The sequence below is a fragment of the Streptomyces sp. URMC 124 genome, from assembly GCF_051386455.1.
Taxonomy (GTDB): domain Bacteria; phylum Actinomycetota; class Actinomycetes; order Streptomycetales; family Streptomycetaceae; genus Streptomyces.
Genome location: NZ_JBPQTS010000002.1, coordinates 38760 through 60807 on the forward strand (window position 1 = coordinate 38760; position 22048 = coordinate 60807).

The following is a 22048-nucleotide window of genomic DNA, read 5'->3' on the forward strand; positions in this document are numbered from 1 at the left end:
CCGGCGCAGTACGTACCGCCACAGAGCCCGCTTCCGGGCCGGGGAGCACGCCTCCCGGCCCACCGACCGCCACCAGGATGGTGAAAACCCGCATGAACATCTCGTCCCCGAGCGGCCTGTACACCGGCCCGCAGGTTGACTCCCGCTACGTCGTCCCGCGCTTCGTCGAGCGCACCTCCCAGGGCGTCCGCGAGTACGACCCGTACGCGAAGCTCTTCGAAGAGCGCGTGATCTTCCTCGGTGTGCAGATCGACGACGCCTCCGCCAACGACGTCATGGCGCAGCTGCTGTGCCTGGAGTCGATGGACCCGGACCGCGACATCTCGATCTACATCAACAGCCCCGGCGGCTCGTTCACGGCCCTCACGGCCATCTACGACACGATGCAGTTCGTGAAGCCGGACATCCAGACGGTCTGCATGGGCCAGGCCGCCTCCGCCGCCGCGATCCTGCTCGCGGCCGGCACCCCGGGCAAGCGCATGGCGCTGCCCAACGCCCGCGTGCTGATCCACCAGCCCTCCAGCCAGACGGGCCGCGAGCAGCTCTCCGACCTGGAGATCGCCGCGAAGGAGATCATGCGGATGCGCACCCAGCTGGAGGAGATGCTGGCCAAGCACTCCACCCAGCCGATCGAGAAGATCCGGGACGACATCGAGCGCGACAAGATCCTCACGGCCGAGGACGCGCTCGCCTACGGCCTGGTCGACCAGATCGTTTCTACCCGCAAGAGTTCCGTAAACGTTTGATCGCCGTGCCGCTGGTATCCCCCTTGAGCCGACCGAGTAAGGCCAAGGGGGGCCCGCTCGGGGGGCCCGGCAAGGTACCGTCGATAGGCAAGCACCCGGGTTCGCAGTGCAAGGCGGATCCCAGGCGAAGGGGAAGCACCTCGTGGCACGCATCGGTGACGGCGGCGATCTGCTCAAGTGCTCGTTCTGCGGCAAGAGCCAGAAGCAGGTGAAGAAGCTCATCGCGGGTCCTGGTGTGTACATCTGCGACGAGTGCATCGACCTCTGCAACGAGATCATCGAGGAAGAGCTCGCGGAGACGAGCGAGGTGCGCTGGGAGGAACTCCCCAAGCCCCGCGAAATCTACGAGTTCCTCGAAGGCTATGTCGTGGGCCAGGAAGCCGCGAAAAAGGCCCTCTCTGTCGCCGTCTACAACCACTACAAGCGCGTGCAGGCCGGTGAGACCGGCGCGCACAACCGCGACGACGGCATCGAGCTCGCCAAGTCCAACATCCTGCTGCTGGGCCCCACGGGCTCCGGCAAGACGCTGCTGGCCCAGACCCTGGCCCGCATGCTGAACGTCCCCTTCGCCATCGCCGACGCGACGGCCCTGACGGAGGCCGGCTATGTCGGCGAGGACGTCGAGAACATCCTGCTGAAGCTGATCCAGGCCGCCGACTACGACGTCAAGAAGGCCGAGACCGGCATCATCTACATCGATGAGATCGACAAGGTCGCCCGTAAGAGCGAAAATCCGTCGATCACACGGGACGTCTCGGGCGAGGGTGTCCAGCAGGCCCTGCTGAAGATCCTGGAAGGCACCACCGCGTCCGTTCCCCCGCAGGGCGGCCGCAAGCACCCGCACCAGGAATTCATCCAGATCGACACGACGAACGTGCTGTTCATCGTGGGCGGCGCCTTCTCCGGCCTGGAGAAGATCATCGAGTCCCGGGCCGGCGCCAAGGGCATCGGCTTCGGCGCCACGATCCGCTCCAAGCGCGAGATCGAGGCCAGCGACCAGTTCCAGGAGGTCATGCCGGAGGACCTGGTCAAGTTCGGCATGATCCCGGAGTTCATCGGCCGCCTTCCGGTCATCACCTCCGTCCACAACCTGGACCGCGAGGCCCTCCTCCAGATCCTGGTCGAGCCGCGTAACGCCCTGGTGAAGCAGTACCAGCGCCTGTTCGAACTCGACGGCGTCGAGCTGGAGTTCGACCGCCCGGCCCTGGAGGCCATCGCGGACCAGGCCATCCTCCGCGGCACGGGCGCGCGCGGCCTGCGCGCCATCATGGAGGAAGTCCTCATGTCGGTGATGTACGAGGTCCCGTCGAGGAAGGACGTCGCACGGGTCGTCATCACCGCGGACGTCGTCCACTCGAACGTGAACCCGACCCTGGTGCCGCGCGAGCCGCGCATCGTGGGCAAGGACGAACGACACGAGAAGAGCGCGTAAGCGCGAACGCAACTTCGAGGGCGCCCGGCACACTGTGCCGGGCGCCCTTTCCTGCAAGCACTCTCTCCGCACCCGCTGGTTCCGGGGCCGGGGAGCGGTCCCGCCGCTCCGGCCGTACGCGCCGTGCGTGCCCTGGGAACTGTCTGGAGTCGGCCCGGGGAAACCCCGGCCAGGGAGACCTGGAGGAATCTGATGACCATCCGTACGTACTTCCCGGGCCGGGGCACGCTCATCGAGGAGACGCTCCTCAAAGGCGAGGCCAGGGGCAAGGCCGAGGGTGAGGCCAGGGGTAAGGCGGAGATGGTGCTGCGCGTGCTGGAGCACCGGGGAGTCCCCGTGTCCGGCGGGGACCGGGAGCGCATCGGCGAGTGCACGGACCTGGACACCGTGCGGAACTGGGCGGACCGCGCCTTCACCGTCTCGTCCACCGAGGAGCTCTTCGCCGAGGAAGGCTGAGCGGTAGCGTGGAGGAGGGCGTCCGGACGAGTGCCGGGCGCCCTTTCGCGTGCCCGTGCATAGGGTGGGCGGCATGGCTGGAGAACGCGACCTCACGAAGCTGCTGAGCGGTATGCGGCCCGAGCTGAATGCCGGGCGGTACGTGTACGCGACGGTGGAGGGGGAGGCGCCGAGGGGCCTCGCGCCCGTGGTCACCGTGCGGGAGCCCGAGGGGCTCACCCTGGTCGTACGGCAGGAGGAGGCCGACGCCGCCGGGCTGGCGTACGACTACGTCGCGGGCTGGATCACGCTGCGGGTCCACTCCGCACTGGAGGCGGTGGGCCTGACGGCAGCCGTCTCCCAGGCCCTGGCCCAGGCCGGCCTGAGCTGCAACGTCGTGGCGGGCTTCCACCACGATCACCTCTTCGTCCCGTACGAGCGGGCGGAGGAGGCGGTGGGCACGCTGGAGGCGCTGGCGGAGGGGGCGGGGGAGTAGCCCGCCGGTGGCCGATTGGGGCTCTGGGCGGATGCCGTGAAGTGGGCGAGCATACGGGGGTTCGGACCACGAGACCACGAGACCACGAGACCACGAGCCCGCGGGCCCGCGACCCTTCAGGAGAAGGACATGGCCGGCCACTTCATCCTCAAGAGCATCAGCAACAGCGATCTGACCATCGCGACGAGCAAGGGCGCCACCTGGTCCGCCCTCCAGCACGGCAACGTCGGCTGGAACACGGCCTCGCGTGCCGTGCTCTCCAGGGCCCTGTCCGGCCAGTCGATCGGCAACCGCGACGGCCTGCCGCCCCACCGCTACCTGGAGTCGAAGGTCAGCACCGGCCCGACGCTGGAGAAGTACCTGCGCAGCGCCGGCTGGGCCGGCCTGCTCATCCGCCCAGCGAGCCCGGGCCTCGGCCTCCGCGAACTGAGCCCGAAGGCCAAGACCGCCTGGGACCGCGGCGACCGCACCGGCGCCCTGGTCGAGCAGTTCCTGCACGGCACGGCGACCGTGGAGGTGTACTACATCAGCGGGACTGAGATGAGCTGAGCGGGGCTGAGTGGGGTGTTGGCCGCCGTACTCCTGCCGTCGCGGATGCGGGCGCGTGAGGAGACCTTGCGCATGGGCCGTGGCCGGCGGGGACCTGGCTGCTGCCGCGATGTGGCTGGGCCCGTCGTGGGCGCTTCGCTCGGCTCGCCGCCGTTGTGGTTGCTCGTCCGGCTGCGGGAGGCATGTGGGGGCGGTTAGCAACCGGCGTCTGGCATGGGGCGGCGGATAAGTGCCCCGGGTTGCCTGCGGAGCCTGTTCTAACCCGCACCCGACGCCGACGGACGCTTGCCTACGGCTGCGGAGTGACGAAGGAGCCCATGCCCGGTTCCGTGTAGATGAGGCCCTCTGCGCGGAGTGCGCGGTGCACCTTCTGGGCCGTCACGCTGGCGATGCCGAACTCTTCCGTGAGCTGGACGACGGAAGGTACGCGTGATCGAGGCACGTACGTGCCGTCCTTGATGCGTTGCCGGATCACCTCGGCCACCTGGCGCCAGCGCGGGATGTCGGGAGCGAATTCGATCACTTGATCACGCTACGCACACCATGGCGTCCTAGTCGAGATATTCCATATTGCGGCGTGCTATAGCATGGCTACACTAAGGTCTTGCACGTGAAGACCCCGGCGACCGCGGCAACGGTCCCGGGGCGTGGCCAACGCTTACGTCAGGAGCGTCGACATGCGTGACTTTATCCGCCGCTGGGTCCGCCGGGTACGGCGGATTTCCGCCCCCGAGGCACGGCCCGTACCGAAGCCCCGCGTCGCCGAACCCGGACTCCGCCCCTCGCAGGATTCCTCCTGCCGGGTCTACGTCTGGGCCACCGCCCACGGCATCGACCTGAGGCCCCGTTCCCCGCTGGGCGCGTGCACCTGCGCTGCCCGGGACCATCAGCAACCCCTGCCCGGCATCGGCACGTTCGTCCTGGACACCCGCGACGGCGCCGTGGGGCAGGTCATGCGCAACGGCGGGCCGCAGCTCCTGCTGCGCGGGCTCGCCGGTGGTAAGGAGTGGGAAGCGGACCCCGACGTGGTCCGGCCCGTCACCGAGGCCGAGCTGCTCAGTGCGAAGGTGCAGGCCGCCAACACGGCGAGCCGGTGGGGGAAGTAGGCCGGACGCGGTGACGGCCGCCTGCCCCGCGGCGGCCGTCACCGTTCGCTGCTACTTCTCCTTGCGGACCTCGTTGCGGACCTTGACGGTCAGCTCGGACAGGTCCTTGGCGGAGACCGGCTGCCCGGTGGACGTCTCGCCTCCGTAAGGGCTGTTGCTCTTCGAGCTCGTGATCCGGACGGCACCCATGGCGCTGGAGTCCCCCCAGAGGCACTGGCTGGTCTCGCTGGAACCCGTCATGGTCCCGTAGGTGTACGACGACTTCTTCGTCGCGCACTTCATGACCGCACCATCGAAGCCGCTCGGCGAGAACTCCGTCCAGGGAGTGACCGTTTCGAGCTTGATCCCCTGCGCGCCCGAGGAGGTCTGCTTCTGGCTCTCTTCGATCTTCGCGATCATCGCGTCGACCGTCTTGGCCGGGTCGGAGAGCTCACCGTACGCACCGGTCACCGACAGGCGCTGCTTCTCGGCGTTGGTGTAAGTGCCCGAGACTGCGGTGCCGTTGGAGATGCCGAGCTCCTTGGCCTTCTTGTCGTCGCTCAGGTCCTGCGTGTCCGTCTGCTTCGCGCCGGGCGCGCTCGCACTGCCCTTCGTGTACTTGCCGTCCAGCAGCTTGTCCGGCAGGACGATCGTGTACGGCTTCACGTCGCCGTCGCCGCCCATGAAGTACATCGCGCCCGCGATGAGCGCGCCCACGACCGCCACCGCGCCGATCGTGATGCCGATCGCCTTGCCCTTGCCGCCGCTCTGGGGCGGGGCCGGCGGGCGCGCCCTGGGCGTAGGGACCCGGCTGCTGGGGCGGCTGCTGCCCGTACGGGCCCGGCTGGTTGTAGCTCATGCGTCTCTCTCGATCCGTGGGGGGACTCGTGTGACAGTCCCGCTATCCTTCCGGATCTCTTAGGTGCTCCTTACCGCAGAGCGGCAACGGTTTCGGAACAGTTGTGCTCCGCGCGGCTACTTCGGCTTGCGGACCTCGTTGCGGATCTTGGTCGTGAGCTCGGCCAGTTTCTCCGCGGGCAGGCCGTCCGACTGCCGGGAGTCGTCACTGCCGCCCATGGAGTGGCTGACGACGACCCCGACCGCGCCCTTGTCGCCCCATATGCACTGGCTCGTGGTCATGGAGATCCTCGCCCCGCCCGTGCTGAACGACATCATGTCCTGCTTGCACTTCAGGACCGCCCCGTCGAAGCCGCTCGGGCGGTAGTCCTTGTACTCCCCGCGCTTGAGCTCATCGCCCGGCGGCTGCTTGGCGTCGTCCTCGTCGGCCTTGCCCATCTCCTTGATCATCTTGTCTACGGCCTTCGCCGGCTCGGGGATCCTGCCGTACATGCCGATGACCTGGAGACCCTGCTTCTTGTCGTTCCGGTAGGCGGCGTTGTCGCCGTCGGCATCGTCCCCGACGCCCAGCTTCTTCATCTCGGCGCGGTCCTCGGCGTCGGGATCCCTCTTCTCCTTCTTGCCGGGGAGCTGCTTGTACTCGCCGTCCGCCAGGGTCTTCGGCAGCTCGATCGTGTACGTCCCCGCCGTGTCGTCGTTGCCGCTGACCATGTACAGGCCGCCGCCCACGAGGGCGCCCAGCACGGCCAGGACCCCCGCGCCGATGCCGATCGCTTTGCCTCTGCCTCGCGGCTGGTTGTGGCTCGTCGTGCCGTGCATCGGATCGTGCATCGGATGTCCCCCGCGTCTCTTTGTCGATAGAAGTCGGGTACATCCTTTCTTGTCGTTTATTCAGCCCTTACTGCGGGGTCCGCGCTGCCTCTCGCAGTTGCCCCGTCACCTTCGCGGCCTCCGGGACGCCCGTCCGTTCGCCCAGGGCCGCTCCCACGACGCCCACCGTGCTGTGGTCCGCCCATACGCAGTACGTGAGGGTCAGGCCCGCCCCGTCCCCGCCCTCCGCCGGAGTGAAGCGCACCGGCTGGCACTTCGTCACCGCGTCGCCCGGCGCCCGGCGGCTCACCCGTTCCGGGGTGCCCTCGATGTCCTGCCGGGCGTCGCGCTGCTCCCGCGCGCTCTCCGCCATCGCCGCGAACAAGCCGTCGACCGCGCGCTCGGGGTCCTGCACCTCTCCCCACAGGCCGCTGTACATCAGCATCCCCTCCCGTGCGGAATAGCCCGCCGTGACGCTCCCCGCGTCCCGTACCCCCAGTTGCCGCAGCCGCTCCAGGTGGTCCGCGCGGAAGGCGCGGTCCACGGGGGCATCCTTGCGGAAGGCTCCCACGTGGTCCGGCGCCGCCAGGCGGTAGCGCGTGCCGCCGTCCGCCTTGCTGCCGCCGCCCGTGAGGAGCAGAAAACCGCCCAGAAGTGTGCACACCAGGACGAGTGAGCTGATGGCCACCGCGGCCATCACCTTCCCGGCACCGGCCCGCTGCCGGTCCGGGACCGGCGGTGGCCAGACGGCCGCGCCGTAGCCGCTCGGGCCGCCCGGCTGCGCGTAGGACCTGGGGGCGACGGGGAGCGGCTCGTACAGGCCGGCCTGCTGGTTGCTCACTGCTTACTCACTGCTTCCTCACCGCTCGCTCACCGCTTGCTCATCGTTCTGCCGCCGCTTCTCTCGTTGCGTGGGCGTCATCCTTGCCGATCCCGCGGCAATCGATTCGAAACCCCCGCGTACGCCCCCGTAGAATTCACCCCGTGACCGACAACACTCAGCGCCCCGACAGCGGGCACGCCGACCGCACCCCTGACCTGCCGACCCAGTACGCGCCGGCCGACGTAGAGGGGCCGCTGTACGAGCGCTGGGTAGAGCGGGGCTACTTCGAGGCGGATGCCAAGAGCGAGAAGGAGCCCTACACGATCGTCATCCCGCCGCCGAACGTCACCGGCTCCCTCCACCTGGGCCACGCCTTCGAGCACACGCTGATCGACGCCCTCACCCGCCGCAAGCGCATGCAGGGCTTCGAGGTCCTGTGGCAGCCCGGCATGGACCACGCCGGCATCGCCACGCAGAACGTGGTCGAGCGCGAGCTGGCCAAGGAGGGCAAGTCCCGCCACGACCTCGGCCGCGAGGCCTTCGTCGAGCGCGTGTGGCAGTGGAAGGCCGAGTCCGGCGGGCAGATCTCCGGGCAGATGCGCCGTCTGGGTGACGGCGTGGCCTGGTCCCGCGAGCGCTTCACCATGGACGAGGGGCTGTCCAAGGCCGTCCAGACGATCTTCAAGAAGCTCTACGACGACGAGCTGATCTACCGCGCCGAGCGCATCATCAACTGGTGCCCGCGCTGTCTGACCGCCATCTCCGACATCGAGGTGGAGTACCAGGACGACGACGGCGAGCTCGTCTCCATCCGCTACGGCGAGGGTGACGCCTCCATCGTCGTGGCCACGACCCGCGCCGAGACGATGCTCGGCGACACCGCCGTGGCCGTCCACCCCGAGGACGAGCGCTACAAGCACCTCGTCGGCACCGAGATCGAGCTGCCGCTGACCGGCCGCCGCATCCCGGTCGTCGCCGACGAGCACGTCGACCCCGAGTTCGGCACGGGTGCCGTCAAGGTCACCCCGGCCCACGACCCGAACGACTTCGAGATCGGGCGCCGCCACGACCTGCCCTCGCTCACCGTCCTCGACGAGCACGGCGTCATCACCGTCCACGGGCCCTTCCTCGGCCTGGACCGCTTCGAGGCCCGTTCCGCGATCGTCGGCGCCCTGCGCGCCGAGGGCCGGATCGTCGCCGAGAAGCGCCCGTACACCCACTCCGTCGGCCACTGCTCGCGCTGCAAGACGACGCTGGAGCCGCGTCAGTCCATGCAGTGGTGGGTGAAGACCGCGCCGCTGGCCAAGGCCGCGGCCGACACCGTCCGCGACGGCAAGGTCAAGATCCACCCCGAGGAGATGTCGAAGCGCTACTTCGAGTGGGTCGACAACCTCCACGACTGGTGCATCTCGCGCCAGCTGTGGTGGGGCCACCGCATCCCGGTCTGGTACGGCCCGGACGGCGAGATGGTCTGCGTCGGCCCGGACGAGCAGCCGCCGAGCGGCGAGGGCTGGCACCAGGAGACCGACGTCCTCGACACCTGGTTCTCCTCGGGCCTGTGGCCCTTCTCCACCCTCGGCTGGCCGGAGAAGACCGAGAGCGTCGAGAAGTTCTACCCGAACTCGGTCCTCGTCACCGGCTACGACATCCTCTTCTTCTGGGTCGTCCGGATGATGATGTTCGGCCTGTACGCGATGGACGGCACCCCGCCGTTCCACACCATCGCCCTGCACGGCATGGTCCGCGACCAGTTCGGCAAGAAGATGTCGAAGTCCTTCGGCAACGCGGTCAACCCGCTCGACTGGATGGACAAGTACGGCTCCGACGCCGTCCGCTTCACCCTCGCCCGCGGCGCCAACCCCGGCGTCGACGTGCCGATCGGCGAGGACTGGGTCCAGGGCTCGCGCAACTTCGCGAACAAGATCTGGAACGCGACGCGCTTCGCGATGATGAACGGCGCCACGGTGGAGGGCGACCTGCCGCCCGCCGAGCGGATGTCGGCCACCGACCGCTGGATCCTCTCGCGCCTGAACGCCGTCGTCGCCGAGGTGGACGCCCTCTACGACGACTACCAGTTCGCGAAGCTCTCCGACGCGCTGTTCCACTTCGCGTGGGACGAGGTCTTCGACTGGTACGTCGAGCTGTCCAAGACCACCTTCCAGAAGGGCGGCCCCGAGGCCGAGGTCTCGGCCCGCGTCCTGGGCGAGGTCCTCGACGTCACCCTCAAGCTCCTGCACCCGGTCGTGCCCTTCGTCACCGAGACGCTGTGGACCACGCTCACGGGTCGCGAGTCCGTCGTCATCGCCGACTGGCCCAAGGACAGTGGCTTCCGTGACGCGGCCGCCGAGCAGGAGATCGCGACGGTCCAGCAGGTCGTCACCGAGGTCCGCCGCTTCCGCTCCGACCAGGGCCTGCAGCCCGGCCAGAAGGTCCCGGCCCAGCTGGACCTGGCGGGTACGGCGCTCGCGGCCCACGAGGACGCGATGCGGTCGCTGCTGCGTCTGCAGCCGGCCGGCGAGGGCTTCGCCGCCACCGCGTCGCTGCCGGTCGCGGGGGCGACCGTCGCCCTGGACCTGTCCGGCACGATCGACGTCGAGGCCGAGCGCAAGCGTCTGACCAAGGCGCTGGCCGCGGCCGAGAAGGACAAGGCGCAGTCCACGGCCAAGCTCGGCAACGAGGCGTTCCTGGCCAAGGCGGCGGAAGCCGCCGTGGAGAAGATCCGTAAGCGGCTGGAGACGGCCGAGGCGGATATCGAGCGGATCAGCTTGCAGCTGGCGGGTCTGCCCAAGGGCTGAGCCGGCGCCGCCGGGTTTTGAAAACGGCCCCCGTATCCATGGGTACGGGGGCCGTTTTGCTGTCCGATGTCGAGTGCCCGTCGGTGGGGGCTTGTCGCGCAGTTCCCCGCGCCCCTTACAGGGCGCGCCCACGCGGCGGAGCCGCAGATTGATGCTGCCCCGCGCCCCTTACAGGGCGTGTGCCTACAGCCGAGCGCTCAGCGTGCTGCCCACGGTCTTGTTCGGTTCGGGTCCCACATGGGGCCCCATGGGCCCTCCACCAGGCCCTCGTCGTCCTCGGCCGAGGCGCGGCGGCGTTTGCGGCGGTGCTGGGGCCAGAACAGGACGTACGCCGTCGAGATCGCGACGAAGCTCAGGCGGATGAAGCCCTTGGCCGACTCGTCGGGTATGACGAAGACGCTTCCGTAGAGCACGATCAGGGCGATCCAGCTCCACCACGGCACGAGGCGGCGCTGGCCGCACACGTCCCACAGCAGGGTGCCGAGCAGCACGGAGGCCGTGTAGTACGTGTAGACGCTGGGGTCGAGGAGGATACGGGCGTTCGCGCCCAGCAGCACGACTCCGGCCCAGCGCCCGCGCCACACGGCGATCGCGCCCAGGGTGAGGCCGAGGGCGGCCTGGGCGGGGCGGGCCCAGTCGGGGGTCACGGGGGTGTTGCCGCCCAGCCAGCGCAGCGCGGAGGCCGGGTTGTTGGGGATGGTGAACTTCGCGGCGGCGAAGGAGTCCGGGGCCGCGACGAAGAACGGCAGCCAGGCGACGGCCAGCAGGGCCGCGCACCAGAGGGCCGCGCGCAGCCAGCGGTCGCGCGGGAGGGCGAGGATCAGCGGGACGAAGGCCAGTGCCGTCGGCTTCGAGTCCATGGCCAGGGCCAGGCAGATGCCGACGGCGGCCGGGTTGCACCGGGTCAGGAACCAGACGGCCAGCGCGGTGAAGAACAGCGCGAGCACGTCGTCCAGGTGTCCGAAGCGGACCGACACCTCGATCCACATGGGGATGAACGCCGCGCCCGCGATGAGGACGCGCTGCCGCAGGCGCTGGTGGTTGGTGCCGGTGCCCAGGAAGTGGATGGCGGCGCTGCGGCCCGCGAGCACCACGATGACCAGGCCGAGCACGGACATGAAGGCCGCCGCCAGGAACTGTCCGGCGTGCTCGGAGAAGGGGTTGAACAGGCCCGCCACCAGGAAGCTGATGGGGCCCATCTGCAGCTCGGGGTGGTGGGCGTAGAGGTTGAGCCCGCCGGTGCCGTCGCCCGACGCCCCCTGGTAGATCAGCTCGCCGCCGGTGCGCAGGTAGTGCCAGGAGAAGCCGCCGTTGGGCTCCACCAGGGCGAACCACAGCACTGTCCACGCCGTGAGCAGCAGCAAGTGCATCCGTGTGCTGATTTCCGGTACCCGTACCCGCACCGCACAACGCTCCCGTTCCGCTGCCCGGACCTGCTCCGGACATGTGTCACCGGGGGTCAGATGACGGAACGGGGGCGTTGGTTGCCTCGTGGGCCGCGAATGTGGCCCACTTCATGGTTTGGGGCGGGGTGGCGTGCCGTCAGCTCCCGGTCACCTCACGATCGGTTCTCGATCAGCTCTCGATCGCGATCGGGCCCGAGGTGACCACCTCGGCGTTGCGGCGCGTCTTCGCCCAGCCGTTGCGGCCGCGCAGCATGCGCACGAAGCCGCGCGCGGACGCCGGGAAGAGGTGGTACGCGTACAGCCACAGTGCCAGCCCCCACAGCAGGGCGGACAGCAGCGAGCGGTCGCTCGCGCGGTCGCGGCGGTAGACCGGGCCCCACAGGACGAACGGCATCACCGAGACGACGGCCAGGCCCAGGACCAGCGGCCACAGCGCGAGCATGCCGCCGAACGCCTCGCCGACGCCGTCCTCGGCGGCGGTCAGGCCCAGCAGGGCGAACATGACGGCACACAGGGCCAGGGTCACCAGGTGGGCGACCGGCTGCAGGAAGGTGTACAGCGTCTCCAGGACGCCCTTGCCGCCGTAGTGGCGCGAGGAGACGATGCGCGGCGCGTAGCGGACGCACTGCAGGTTGCCCTGGGCCCAGCGGGTGCGCTGGGTGAGGAACCGGCGGGCGTGCGGGAGGCCCTCCTGGGAGACCCAGGTGTCGGCTATGTGGGATATCCGGTCGCCGCCGAGGATCATGTGCAGGCCCAGTTCGTAGTCCTCCAGGAGCGCGCCGCGCTGCCAGGGGCGGCGCTCGGCGGCGGCGATGCGGTCCAGGGCGGCGAGCCGGGTGAACTGGCCGTTGCCGCCCAGGCCCACGGAGCCGGTGCGGCCGCGCAGCAGCTGCATGCCGGCGTTGGAGACGGAGAACTCCATGTCCTGCATGCGCACGAGGAGGCGGGCGAAGGCGTTGCGGAGGCGGCCGCGGTCCGGCAGCGGGCGCGGGTCGTCGGCGTTGCGCATGTGCACGCTGACCTGCACGCCGCCGGTCTCCGGGTCGCCGAAGCCGGCGGGGCCGCTGACGCGCTCCAGCGCGTGCGGGTCGAGCTGGCCGTCGGCGTCGATGACGCAGACGACGACGCGCTCGCGGTCGGTGTCCTTGGACAGGAACTGGTTCAGCTCGTCGTAGGCGGAGTTCAGGGCCGCGCCCTTGCCCTGGCGGGCGTGGGGGCGCACCCGGCTGACCAGGTGCACGCGGCGGTCGGTCTCGGCGCGCTCGGCGACGATGGCGCCGGTGCGGTCGTCGCTGTCGTCGTCGATGACCCACACGTGCGCGCGCGGGTGGTCGGTGCGCAGGCGTTCCACCGTGGTGCCGACGACGGCCTCTTCGTCCCGGCACGGGACGAAGAAGTGCCAGTCGAAGGCGTCGGCGTCGCCGTTCTCCGCCTCGGGGCGGCGGAGGTAGGCGTGGCGGGCGCCGGCCCAGTACAGGAGGAAGCAGGCGAGGAGGAAGAAGGGGAAGGCGAGGAGGAAGGGGCTGGAGAACACGGATGCTCCGCGGGGGTTCAGAGGGGGAGTGGCTTTCGGTGGGCTCGGTACCGCTGGTCACGCCGGTGGGGGCCGGCCGCCGTTGCTGCGGGGAAGGGGTGCAGCAGCGCTGCACAGTCCTTCCGCCGCGGCGGCGAGCACTCGGTACGGCGCTGTCCGGCGGTGCCGAGCCGGCCCGCGGTTACGCGGCGGTGACCAGTTCCTGCCGGGCGCCGATCCGCGCGAGCAGCGTCACGATCCGCTCCGATGCGAGCCCGTCCCCGAACGGGCTCGGCAGGGACGCCAGGCGGGCCAGGCCCTCCGGGCCCTCCGCGAGGCGGCGCACCGCGGCCTCGCCGATGGCGCCGCCCGGCGCGACGAGGTCCGCGAAGTCCGCCATCGCTTCCGGCCGCTCCGTGGAGCGGCGTACGACCACCAGCGGGCGGCCGAGGACCGTGCACTCCTCCTGGATGCCGCCGGAGTCGGAGACGAGCAGCGCCGCGTGCCGGGCCAGGGCGAGGAACTCGCCGTAGCCGAGCGGGCGGGTGACGGTCAGGCCCGCCAGCAGGTGCTCCAGGCCGGCGGCCTCGACGCGGGCGCGGGTGCGCGGGTGCAGCGGCAGCACGACGGGCCGGCCGTCGGTCACGAGCGCGGCGAGCTCGGTGAAGATGGCCCGCAGCGCCTCGGGGGAGTCGGTGTTCTCGGGGCGGTGGATCGTGGCCAGGACGTACGAGTCGGCGCTCAGGCCGTGCCGCTCCAGCAGGGCCGCGCGCTCGGCGGCCGGCGGCAGCTGGCCGTGGACGGCCTCGACGACCGTGTTGCCGGTCACCGCGATGCGGGCGTCCTCGACGCCTTCGGCGAGCAGGTTGGCGCGGTTGTCCTCGGTGGCCGCGCACAGCACGTCGGCGATGCTGTCGATGAGGACGCGGTTGTGCTCCTCGGGCATGTTGCGGTCGTGGCTGCGCAGGCCGGCCTCGACGTGCAGCAGCGGGATGCCGCGGGCGTTCGCGGCGAGCGCGCCGGCGAGGGCCGCGTTGGTGTCGCCCTGGACGACGACGGCGAGCGGCGGCTCGGCGGTGAAGAGGTCGTCCAGCTGGGCGAGGGCGGCGGAGATCTGGACGGCCCGCGGCTGCCCGCCGACCCCCGTCAGGAACGTCGGCTCGGGCAGGCCCAGCTCGGTCAGGAAGCGGCCGGACAGTTCCTCGTCGTAGTGCTGACCGGTGTGCACCAGGTGGGCGGCGGGGCCCAGGAGGCGTACGAGGTCGGTGAGCTTGACCAGCTCGGGGCGGGTACCGAGGACGACGGCGACGCTGCGGGCGGGCAGGGACTGCACGAGGGGACTCCTGGAGCTGGCGGGCGGTGACAGCTCACGAGCCTCCGGGTGCTCGGTTGCACCCCTGGGGTGTCTTCGGTTGCCGGACGGTTGCGAATCGCCTGAACAGGGGCGGAAACCCCTAGAAGGGACTTTCGTCCTCCTCGTCGGCGGGCCCTTCGTCCCCGCCGTCGGCCCGGTAGCGGTAGCCCAGGCCCCGTACGGCCTCCAGTGGGTCCGCGGCCTCGTCGCCGGCGGCCTGCCGCAGCTTGCGCCGCAGTCGCAGGACGGCGAACTTCACGCGTTCGCGCCCGGTCCCCTGCGGGTCGTCCCAGACGCGGTCGAGCAGCTGGTCGGTGGTGATCACCCGGCCGCGGTTGCGGACGAGCACCTGCAGCAGCCGGTACTCGATGTCGCTGAGCCGGGCCTCGTGGCCCTGCCAGACCGCCGAGCGCCGCTCGGGCACGAGCCGCAGCCCGTCGTCGAAGGAGTCGCCGGCCCAGCGGGTGGGGGCGGTGCGGCGCAGCAGCGCCTCGACGCGGGCGAGCAGCTCGTCGTTGCCGAAGGGCTTGGGCAGGTAGTCGTCGGCGCCGGCGCGCAGGCCGCGGACCCGGTCGGTCTCGGCGCCGCGGGCGGTGAGCAGCAGGACGGGCAGGTCGCTGAGGTCGCGGGTGCGCTCCAGCACCTCCCAGCCGTCGAGCTGCGGCAGGCCGATGTCGAGGAGCATGAGGGCGGGGCGCTCGGCGAACAGCAGCCGCAGCCCCTCGCGGCCGTTGTCGGCGTGGGCGACCTCGTAGCCCGCGCGGGTGAGCAGGGTGCGCAGGGCCAGGGCGAGGTCGGGGTCGTCCTCGACGACGAGCACGCGGGTCACGGGGCGGCCTCCTCGTGCGGGGGCTCGCCCGGGCCCGCCACGGGCAGCCGGATCAGGAAGGCCGCGCCGCCGTCCGCCGCCTCGCCGACGGTGATCGTGCCGTCGTGCAGCCGGACGATCGCGCGGCTGATGGCGAGTCCGAGACCGGTGCCGGGATAACCACCCGTACGTGCGTTCGGGGCCCGTACGAAACCATTGAAGATCTCCTCGCGGAATTCCTCCGGGACGCCGATTCCGGTATCCGCGACTTCGATCTCCCAGAACTCGCCGCGCGGCGCCGCCGTGACCGAGATCCGGCCACCCGCGGGAGTGTATTTCGCGGCATTCTCCAGGAGATTGGCCAGGACGTTCTGCAACCGGTGCCGGTCGCCGCGCAGGACGGGCCCGGGGGCGCACTCCACAACGGTGAACAATCCCGCCTCCTGTGTCGTGCTCATCCGGTCGAGGACGGCGTCCTGCAGCATCCGGTCCACCTCCACGTCGCCGAATTCCAGCTCCAGGCCGGCGGTGGCCCGCATCCGGGTGGTCAGCAGCAGGTCGGCGATCACCCGCTGCATGCGGTCGGCGTTGCGCCGGATGGCGTCGAGGAAGGAGGACTGCTCGTCGGTGAGGGTGCCGAAGGACGGGTCGGTGAGCAGCTCGCAGAAGCTGATCACGGAGGTGAGGGGCGTGCGCAGCTCGTGGGAGGCGGCGGCCGTGAAGGCGTTGCGCTGCCGGGCCAGCTCGGTGAGCGCCACGTTGTCGCGCTCCAGGTCCCGCTCGCGCCGCTTGCGCTCGGTGACGTCCTCGTACGTCCACAGGGCGCCCAGGTAGGCGCCTTCGTGGCGGAGCGGCTCGATCACGCGGCGGACGGTGCGGCCGTCGGGGAGGGGGAGCTCGGCCGTCCGGTGGACGTGGTGGCGGGGCGGGATCTCGCCGGCCGGGGCCCCGGCGCCGGACATGCGGGTGAACCTCCGGTTGGCCGCGATCACCCGGTCGTCCGGGCCCTGCACGGCGGCGCCCGCGGGCAGCGCCTCCAGCAGCGCGTCCAGCAGCGTCCGCCACCGGTCCTCGTCCTCGCTCGCCACCCGGCACCACCCGGCTCCCGTACGTGAGGGGCTTTTCAAGGAAACGGAAAAAGCAGAAAAAAGGGGTCTTCCGGGAAAACCGTAGGACAAGGCCGCCGGGCCTGCCGCCCGCGCTGTCGTACCCCGTCCGTAGACTGGTCCGCGTGAGCGAGCGCCCCCTGAACGACGACAACGGCAGCACCGGCCCCGACGACAATGACCGTTTCGAGGGCATTGTCGATGCCGAGACCGAACTTCCCCAAGCTCTCGACTCCGCTCGAGCAGGGGAGACCCCGACCCCCGACCTCGCCGTCATCGAGGCCGGCAGCCGGACCCTGCGCACCCAGGCCGGGCCGCCGCAGGGCGACATCCCCGCCCGCCCCGAGGACCCCGAGACCGACCGGGCGCTGCGCGAGGTCGAGACCGAGCTGGCCGGCCGCTGGGGCGAGACCAAGCTCGACCCGTCGCTGGTGCGCATCGAGGCCCTGATGGACATCCTGGGCCACCCGCAGCGCGCCTATCCCTCGATCCACATCACGGGCACCAACGGCAAGACCAGCACCGCCCGCATGATCGAGTCGCTGCTGAGCGCCTTCGACCTGCGCACCGGGCGCTACACCAGCCCCCACGTCCAGTCCATCACCGAGCGCATCAGCCTCGACGGCGCCCCGATCTCCGCCGAGCGCTTCATCGAGACGTACCGGGACATCAAGCCGTACGTCGAGATGGTCGACGACCGCGAGGACTACCGCCTGTCCTTCTTCGAGGTCATGACGGCCATGGCCTACGCGGCCTTCGCCGACGCCCCGGTCGACGTGGCCGTCGTCGAGGTCGGCATGGGCGGCACCTGGGACGCCACCAACGTCATCGACGCCTCCGTCGCCGTCGTCACCCCCATCTCCCTGGACCACACCGACCGCCTGGGTTCGACGCCCGGCGACATCGCGGGCGAGAAGGGCGGCATCGTCAAGCAGGACGCCACGGTCGTCCTCGCCCAGCAGCCGGTGGACGCGGCCCAGGTGCTCCTCAAGCGCTCGGTCGAGGTCGACGCCACCGTCGCCCGCGAAGGCATGGAGTTCGGCGTCGTCTCCCGCGAGGTCGCCGTCGGCGGCCAGCTGCTGACGCTGCGCGGCCTCGGCGGCGAGTACCCCGAGGTCTTCCTGCCGCTGTACGGCGCCCACCAGGCGCACAACGCCGCGGTCGCCCTGGCCGCCGTCGAGGCGTTCTTCGGGATCGGCTCGCAGCACGCCCGCACGCTCGACATCGACACCGTCCGCCGCGCCTTCGCCCAGGTCACCTCCCCGGGCCGGCTGGAGGTCGTGCGCCGCAGCCCCACCGTCGTGCTGGACGCCGCGCACAACCCGGCCGGCGCGCAGGTCACGGCCGAGGCCGTCACCGAGGCGTTCGGTTTCAGCCGTCTCATCGGCGTCGTCGGCGCCAGCGCCGACAAGGACGTCCGCGGCCTGCTGGAGGCCTTCGAGCCGGTCTTCGCCGAGGTCGTCGTCACCCGTAACTCCACCCCGCGCTCCATGGACCCCGACGAGCTCGCGGCCGTCGCCGTCGAGGTCTTCGGCGCCGAGCGCGTGCAGGTCGAGCCGCGTCTGGACGACGCCCTCGAGGCCGCGATCACCCTCGCGGAGGAGGAGGCGGAGTTCTCCGGCGCGGGCGTCCTCGTGACCGGCTCGGTGATCACGGTCGGCGAGGCCCGGCTGCTCCTCGGAAAGGGCTGATCATGCGAATGCTGTGCGCCAGCACTCTGATCGGTGAATTCTTCGTCATCGGGTTCGCCGGCCTGGTCGCCATGCAGACCTCCGACCTGTCGGCGGGCACGGTGTGGGCTGTCAGCGCCACGGCGATGGTGCTCAGCGTGCTGCTGTGCGGCATGCTCGCCCGGCCCGGCGGCGTCCAGCTGGGCTGGCTGCTCCAGATCGGCCTGGTCCTGAGCGGTTTCATCGTCCCGATGATGTTCATCCTCGGGGTGGTCTTCGGCGGCCTGTGGTGGGCTTCGGTCCACTTCGGCCGCAAGATCGACGAGGCCAAGGCCCGCTTCGCCGCGCAGGCGGCCGACGCCGCATAGCCCGGTCCCCGGTGCCCGGTGCCGGTCCTGCGCCGCGCCCCTGTACCCTCTGGGCCACCAGACTCGATCGCCCGCAAGGAGCCGCAGTATGAGCCAGCGCACCCTCGTCCTTCTCAAGCCCGACTGCGTCCGGCGCAAGCTGGTCGGCGAGGTCATCGCCCGCATCGAGCGCAAGGCCGGATGGACGATCAGCGCGCTGGAGCTGCGCACCCTCGACCGTGCCACCCTCGCCCAGCACTACGCCGAGCACGAGGGCCGGGAGTTCTACGAGCCGCTGATGGGCTTCATGTCCTCCGGGCCCGTCGTCGCCATGGTCGTCGAGGGCGAGCGCGTCATCGAGGGCGTGCGCGCCCTGGCCGGCCCGACGGACCCGATTTCGGCCGCCCCGGGATCCATCCGTGGTGACTTCGGCACCATCACGCGCGAGAACCTCATCCACGCCTCGGACTCCGAGGACTCGGCCCAGCGGGAAATCAAGATTTTCTTTCCCGGCCTCGCCTGATAGCTCTTCAGGCCCGGAGCCTTTCCGATCAGGGGCGACCGATTTTATTTCGGTCGCCCCTGGCATATGCGCGGCGAACGAGGGAACCTCTCACTCCGACACGACGTCACCATTACTGGGGGGAGCTCGACTTCCGCCGACAATGGCGGAGGAACCCTCGCACCGCGTTCGACCGGTCGAGACTACGATGAGAGCTTCCGCGCCCGCGGCGCACCGCACACCCTGCCGACCTCAAGTAAGCACTCGCTCCAGCTGGGAAGGCCAGACGTATCCTCATGGGGAACAACATGTCGTTCATCGGCCGTGACATGGCTGTCGACCTCGGGACCGCCAACACGCTGGTGTACGTCAGAGGCCGCGGAATCGTCCTCAACGAGCCGTCCGTCGTCGCCATCAACACCAACACCGGCGGCATCCTCGCGGTGGGCGCCGAGGCGAAGAAGATGATCGGCCGCACCCCGGGCAACATCGTCGCGGTCCGGCCGCTGAAGGACGGCGTGATCGCCGACTTCGAGATCACCGAGCGCATGCTCCGCTACTTCATCCTCAAGATCCACAAGCGGCGCTGGATGGCCCGGCCCCGCGTCGTGGTCTGTGTGCCCTCCGGCATCACCGGCGTCGAGCGGCGCGCCGTCATCGAGGCCTCCACCCAGGCCGGTGCCCGCCAGGTGCACATCATCGAGGAGCCCATGGCCGCGGCGATCGGCTCCGGCCTGCCCGTCCACGAGGCCACCGGCAACATGGTCGTGGACATCGGCGGCGGCACCACCGAGGTCGCGGTCATCTCCCTCGGCGGCATCGTCACGGCGCAGTCCATCCGCGTCGCGGGCGACGAGCTCGACAACGCGATCATCCAGCACATCAAGAAGGAGTACAGCCTCCTCCTCGGTGAGCGCACCGCCGAGCAGATCAAGATCACCATCGGTTCGGCCTACGACCTCGAGCAGGACGAGCACACCGAGATCCGCGGCCGGGACCTGGTCAGCGGGCTGCCGAAGACCGTCGTCATCTCGGCCGCCGAGGTCCGCAAGGCCATCGAGGAGCCCGTCAACTCCATCGTCGACGCGGTCAAGACCACCCTCGACAAGTGCCCGCCCGAGCTCTCGGGTGACGTGATGGACCGCGGCATCGTTCTCACGGGCGGCGGCGCTCTCCTGCGCGGCCTCGACGAGCGGCTGCGCCGCGAGACCGGCATGCCGATCCACATCGCCGAGGACCCGCTGGACTCCGTCGCGCTGGGTTCCGGCAAGTGCGTCGAGGAGTTCGAAGCCCTCCAGCAGGTCCTGGACGCCCAGCCGCGCCGCTGACGCGCCCGCCCCGCGGGCGGGTGCGCCGGGAGCGCGGCCGGCGGGCCGGCGAGCGCCGCAGCGGGCCTCGCCACGGGGCGTCCCGCGCACGTCGCCCCGGGTGTCGTCCGACGCACCGTCCGGGGCGCCGCGCCCGGTGCGTTCCACCTGCCGGGGGACGTGCCGTGCCCCCTTGGCAGGGGGTGGCGTCAAAGGCACCCGGCGTACCACCGTTGCCGGGAAACAACCTGGTATACAGGCACAACGCTCCGGATGACCGGCCGGCCCCGCAGCCCGCCGGTCCTACGAGAAGGGCACGCCGCCGCACGTGAGGGACACACGAGAGAGCCGGCTGCTGCTGGTGCTGCTGGTCGCCATCGCCTTCGCACTGATCACGGTCGACATCCGTGGCGGTGAGCGGTCCCCGCTCGACGGCGTCCGGCACGTGGCGGCCTCCGTCTTCGGCCCCGTCGAGAAGGGCGTCGCCTCCGCGGTCGACCCCGTCGGCAACGCCGTGGCGGCCGTGCGTGACTCCGACGAGCGGCACAACCGCATCAGCGCCCTGGAGCGCGAGAACACCGGCCTCAAGCAGCGCCTCGGCAGCGACGACCGCAACCGCGGCCGGGCCGCCGAGCTCGACGCCATGCTCAAGACCGCCGGCCGCGGTCAGTACGGCATCAAGGGCGCCCAGGTCATCGCCATAGGCGCGGCCCAGGGCTTCTCCTGGACCGTCACCATCGACGCCGGCAGCCGCGACGGCATCAAGCGCGACATGACCGTCCTCAACGGCGACGGCCTCGTCGGCCGCGTCACCACCGTCGCCCGCGACACCGCGACCGTCCTGCTCGCCAACGACCCCAAGTTCACCGTCGGCACCCGCATGGAGAAGAGCGGCGAGCTCGGTTTCGCCAACGGCCAGGGCGCCGGCGTCCTGCGGGTCGAACTGCTCAACGGCAAGGCGGCCGTCCGCCCCGGCGACCGCCTGGTCACCTTCGGCTCCAGCAAGGACAAGCCGTTCGTCCCCGGCGTCCCCGTCGGCGAGGTCACCCGCGTCGAACCCGCCGGCGGCAGCCTCACCCGCACCCTCCAGGTCCGCCCCTTCGTCGGCTACAGCAAGCTCGACATCGTCGGCGTCGTCGTCGAACCCCCGCGGACGGACCCCCGCGACACGGTGCTCCCGCCCAGACCGGAAGCGCCCAAGCCCACGCCCACCGTGACCGTCACGGTCACGCCCTCAGCGAGCGCCAAACCCGAGGACTGACGATGCGCCTCAACCGGATCCTGCTCTCGACCGCGCTCGTGGTGGTCGCCCTCGTCGTGCAGGTGACCGTCCTGGCACGGCTCCACCTGCCGGGAGCCGTGCCCGATCCCCTGCTCCTGGTCGTCGTCGGGCTCGCCCTCGTCCACGGGCACACCAACGGCGCGCTCATCGGCTTCGGCGCCGGCCTGCTGGCCGACATCGCCCCGCCCGCCGACCACGCCACCGGGCGCTACGCCCTGGTCCTGTGCGTCATCGGCTATCTCGTGGGCCTCGCCCGGCCCGAGACCGGCAAGCTGCGCTCGGCCACCGTGCCGATGCTCGTCGTCGTCGCCTCGGCCGTGGGATCCACCCTGCTCTACGCGGGCGTCGGCTCCCTCGTGGGCGATACCGCCGCCCGTAACGTCGGCCTCACCAGCCTCGTCTTCACCGCGGCGCTCTACGACCTGCTGCTGGCGCCGTTCGTCGTACCGCTGGTCATGGCCATGGCCAGGCGCGTGCAGCCCGACCCGCTGTCGGCCGACGGCCCCAGCACGATGGGCGGCTCCCGCACGATGGGCGGCTCGCGCACGGGCCGCGTCGGAGGCCAGCGCACCGGCCTGCGTTCGGGCCTGCGCCGGCCGAGCCGCCTGAAGGGGGTCAAGCGCCTGTGAGCGTCGCATGCGCGGCCACCGGGCCGCACTTGAGCGTGATGCCCGCACCTCTGCGCCGCGCGGGCGGCGATGGGGGCACCTCCCAGGCCGTTCAG

Annotated in this window: 22 protein-coding genes; 13 read left to right on the forward strand and 9 right to left on the reverse strand. The window is 70.7% G+C overall.

The features are described 5' to 3' along the window. Positions 1-77: 77 nt before the first annotated feature. The 5 genes from ACSNOG_RS00735 (at position 78) to ACSNOG_RS00755 (ending at position 3658) form a co-directional block, all read left to right on the forward strand. Positions 78-746, forward strand: a complete 669-nt coding sequence (locus tag ACSNOG_RS00735) for an ATP-dependent Clp protease proteolytic subunit (protein WP_374206189.1) — start codon at positions 78-80, stop codon at positions 744-746. A 142-nt stretch (positions 747-888) separates the two neighbouring features. After that, a complete protein-coding gene (gene clpX, locus ACSNOG_RS00740) occupies positions 889-2178 on the forward strand; it encodes an ATP-dependent Clp protease ATP-binding subunit ClpX (protein ID WP_030366476.1) in 1290 nt (429 codons plus the stop codon). A gap of 192 nt (positions 2179-2370) precedes the next feature. Next, positions 2371-2634: a hypothetical protein gene (locus tag ACSNOG_RS00745; RefSeq protein WP_436750509.1), complete on the forward strand. Its 264-nt coding sequence runs from the start codon at positions 2371-2373 to the stop codon at positions 2632-2634. 73 nt (positions 2635-2707) lie between these two features. Beyond that, positions 2708-3109 (forward strand): ACT domain-containing protein, encoded by a 402-nt coding sequence (locus ACSNOG_RS00750; RefSeq protein ID WP_436750510.1) that lies wholly within the window; start codon positions 2708-2710, stop codon positions 3107-3109. Positions 3110-3238: 129 nt separating this feature from the next. Further along, positions 3239-3658, forward strand: a complete 420-nt coding sequence (locus ACSNOG_RS00755) for a hypothetical protein (protein WP_436750511.1) — start codon at positions 3239-3241, stop codon at positions 3656-3658. Between the two features lie 289 nt (positions 3659-3947). Here the strand turns inward: ACSNOG_RS00755 and ACSNOG_RS00760 are convergent, their stop codons facing one another. Beyond that, entirely contained in the window at positions 3948-4181 is a 234-nt protein-coding gene (locus tag ACSNOG_RS00760; RefSeq protein ID WP_436750512.1) for a GntR family transcriptional regulator, read from the reverse strand. 154 nt (positions 4182-4335) lie between these two features. On the opposite strand from ACSNOG_RS00760, the gene ACSNOG_RS00765 reads away from it, so the two are divergent. Then, a complete protein-coding gene (locus ACSNOG_RS00765) occupies positions 4336-4764 on the forward strand; it encodes a hypothetical protein (RefSeq protein ID WP_436750513.1) in 429 nt (142 codons plus the stop codon). A gap of 51 nt (positions 4765-4815) precedes the next feature. Here the strand turns inward: ACSNOG_RS00765 and ACSNOG_RS00770 are convergent, their stop codons facing one another. The 3 genes from ACSNOG_RS00770 to ACSNOG_RS00780 form a co-directional block, all read right to left on the reverse strand. Beyond that, a complete protein-coding gene (locus ACSNOG_RS00770) occupies positions 4816-5469 on the reverse strand; it encodes a hypothetical protein (RefSeq protein WP_436750514.1) in 654 nt (217 codons plus the stop codon). A 249-nt stretch (positions 5470-5718) separates the two neighbouring features. Beyond that, positions 5719-6432 (reverse strand): hypothetical protein, encoded by a 714-nt coding sequence (locus ACSNOG_RS00775; RefSeq protein ID WP_436750515.1) that lies wholly within the window; start codon positions 6430-6432, stop codon positions 5719-5721. A 67-nt stretch (positions 6433-6499) separates the two neighbouring features. Then, positions 6500-7252: a hypothetical protein gene (locus ACSNOG_RS00780; protein WP_436750516.1), complete on the reverse strand. Its 753-nt coding sequence runs from the start codon at positions 7250-7252 to the stop codon at positions 6500-6502. A gap of 143 nt (positions 7253-7395) precedes the next feature. On the opposite strand from ACSNOG_RS00780, the gene ACSNOG_RS00785 reads away from it, so the two are divergent. Next, a complete protein-coding gene (locus tag ACSNOG_RS00785; RefSeq protein ID WP_436750517.1) occupies positions 7396-10029 on the forward strand; it encodes a valine--tRNA ligase in 2634 nt (877 codons plus the stop codon). Between the two features lie 197 nt (positions 10030-10226). On the opposite strand, the gene ACSNOG_RS00790 is transcribed toward ACSNOG_RS00785, so the two are convergent. The 5 genes from ACSNOG_RS00790 to ACSNOG_RS00810 all read right to left on the reverse strand — a co-directional run bounded on the left by ACSNOG_RS00790 (position 10227) and on the right by ACSNOG_RS00810 (position 16198). Further along, a complete protein-coding gene (locus tag ACSNOG_RS00790) occupies positions 10227-11399 on the reverse strand; it encodes a hypothetical protein (protein ID WP_436750518.1) in 1173 nt (390 codons plus the stop codon). A gap of 205 nt (positions 11400-11604) precedes the next feature. Next, positions 11605-12969 (reverse strand): glycosyltransferase, encoded by a 1365-nt coding sequence (locus ACSNOG_RS00795; RefSeq protein ID WP_436750519.1) that lies wholly within the window; start codon positions 12967-12969, stop codon positions 11605-11607. A 181-nt stretch (positions 12970-13150) separates the two neighbouring features. Continuing rightward, positions 13151-14281, reverse strand: a complete 1131-nt coding sequence (gene wecB / locus ACSNOG_RS00800; RefSeq protein WP_436750520.1) for a non-hydrolyzing UDP-N-acetylglucosamine 2-epimerase — start codon at positions 14279-14281, stop codon at positions 13151-13153. 121 nt (positions 14282-14402) lie between these two features. Then, on the reverse strand, positions 14403-15131 hold the full coding sequence (locus tag ACSNOG_RS00805; RefSeq protein WP_436750521.1) for a response regulator transcription factor: 729 nt from the start codon (positions 15129-15131) through the stop codon (positions 14403-14405). Continuing rightward, positions 15128-16198 (reverse strand): ATP-binding protein, encoded by a 1071-nt coding sequence (locus ACSNOG_RS00810; protein WP_436750522.1) that lies wholly within the window; start codon positions 16196-16198, stop codon positions 15128-15130. The genes ACSNOG_RS00805 and ACSNOG_RS00810 overlap by 4 nt, the downstream gene beginning before the upstream one ends. Positions 16199-16341: 143 nt before the next feature. Here ACSNOG_RS00810 and folC point away from each other — a divergent pair, with 143 nt between their 5' ends. The 6 genes from folC to mreD all read left to right on the forward strand — a co-directional run bounded on the left by folC (position 16342) and on the right by mreD (position 21953). After that, positions 16342-17907, forward strand: coding sequence for a bifunctional tetrahydrofolate synthase/dihydrofolate synthase (gene folC / locus ACSNOG_RS00815; RefSeq protein WP_436750523.1), 1566 nt, complete (start codon positions 16342-16344; stop codon positions 17905-17907). A gap of 2 nt (positions 17908-17909) precedes the next feature. Next, a complete protein-coding gene (locus tag ACSNOG_RS00820) occupies positions 17910-18254 on the forward strand; it encodes a DUF4233 domain-containing protein (protein WP_436750524.1) in 345 nt (114 codons plus the stop codon). Between the two features lie 88 nt (positions 18255-18342). Beyond that, positions 18343-18756 (forward strand): nucleoside-diphosphate kinase, encoded by a 414-nt coding sequence (ndk, locus tag ACSNOG_RS00825; RefSeq protein ID WP_179080876.1) that lies wholly within the window; start codon positions 18343-18345, stop codon positions 18754-18756. A 287-nt stretch (positions 18757-19043) separates the two neighbouring features. Next, positions 19044-20063: a rod shape-determining protein gene (locus ACSNOG_RS00830; RefSeq protein ID WP_004950903.1), complete on the forward strand. Its 1020-nt coding sequence runs from the start codon at positions 19044-19046 to the stop codon at positions 20061-20063. Between the two features lie 307 nt (positions 20064-20370). After that, complete coding sequence (mreC, locus tag ACSNOG_RS00835; RefSeq protein ID WP_436750525.1) at positions 20371-21303, forward strand: rod shape-determining protein MreC; 933 nt, start codon at positions 20371-20373, stop codon at positions 21301-21303. A gap of 2 nt (positions 21304-21305) precedes the next feature. Further along, on the forward strand, positions 21306-21953 hold the full coding sequence (mreD, locus tag ACSNOG_RS00840; RefSeq protein ID WP_436750526.1) for a rod shape-determining protein MreD: 648 nt from the start codon (positions 21306-21308) through the stop codon (positions 21951-21953). The last annotated feature ends 95 nt before the right edge of the window (positions 21954-22048 follow it).

Bases quoted from the DNA above. Each gene is read 5' to 3' on its own strand.
- ACSNOG_RS00735 (WP_374206189.1), top strand. From the start codon at position 78: ATGGTGAAAACCCGCATGAACATCTCGTCCCCGAGCGGCCTGTACACC.
- ACSNOG_RS00745 (WP_436750509.1), top strand. From the start codon at position 2,371: ATGACCATCCGTACGTACTTCCCGGGCCGGGGCACGCTCATCGAGGAG.
- ACSNOG_RS00750 (WP_436750510.1), top strand. From the start codon at position 2,708: ATGGCTGGAGAACGCGACCTCACGAAGCTGCTGAGCGGTATGCGGCCC.
- ACSNOG_RS00755 (WP_436750511.1), top strand. From the start codon at position 3,239: ATGGCCGGCCACTTCATCCTCAAGAGCATCAGCAACAGCGATCTGACC.
- ACSNOG_RS00765 (WP_436750513.1), top strand. From the start codon at position 4,336: ATGCGTGACTTTATCCGCCGCTGGGTCCGCCGGGTACGGCGGATTTCC.
- ACSNOG_RS00775 (WP_436750515.1), bottom strand. From the start codon at position 6,432: ATGCACGATCCGATGCACGGCACGACGAGCCACAACCAGCCGCGAGGC.
- ACSNOG_RS00790 (WP_436750518.1), bottom strand. From the start codon at position 11,399: ATGCACTTGCTGCTGCTCACGGCGTGGACAGTGCTGTGGTTCGCCCTG.
- ACSNOG_RS00820 (WP_436750524.1), top strand. From the start codon at position 17,910: ATGCGAATGCTGTGCGCCAGCACTCTGATCGGTGAATTCTTCGTCATC.
- ndk (WP_179080876.1), top strand. From the start codon at position 18,343: ATGAGCCAGCGCACCCTCGTCCTTCTCAAGCCCGACTGCGTCCGGCGC.
- ACSNOG_RS00830 (WP_004950903.1), top strand. From the start codon at position 19,044: ATGTCGTTCATCGGCCGTGACATGGCTGTCGACCTCGGGACCGCCAAC.
- mreD (WP_436750526.1), top strand. From the start codon at position 21,306: ATGCGCCTCAACCGGATCCTGCTCTCGACCGCGCTCGTGGTGGTCGCC.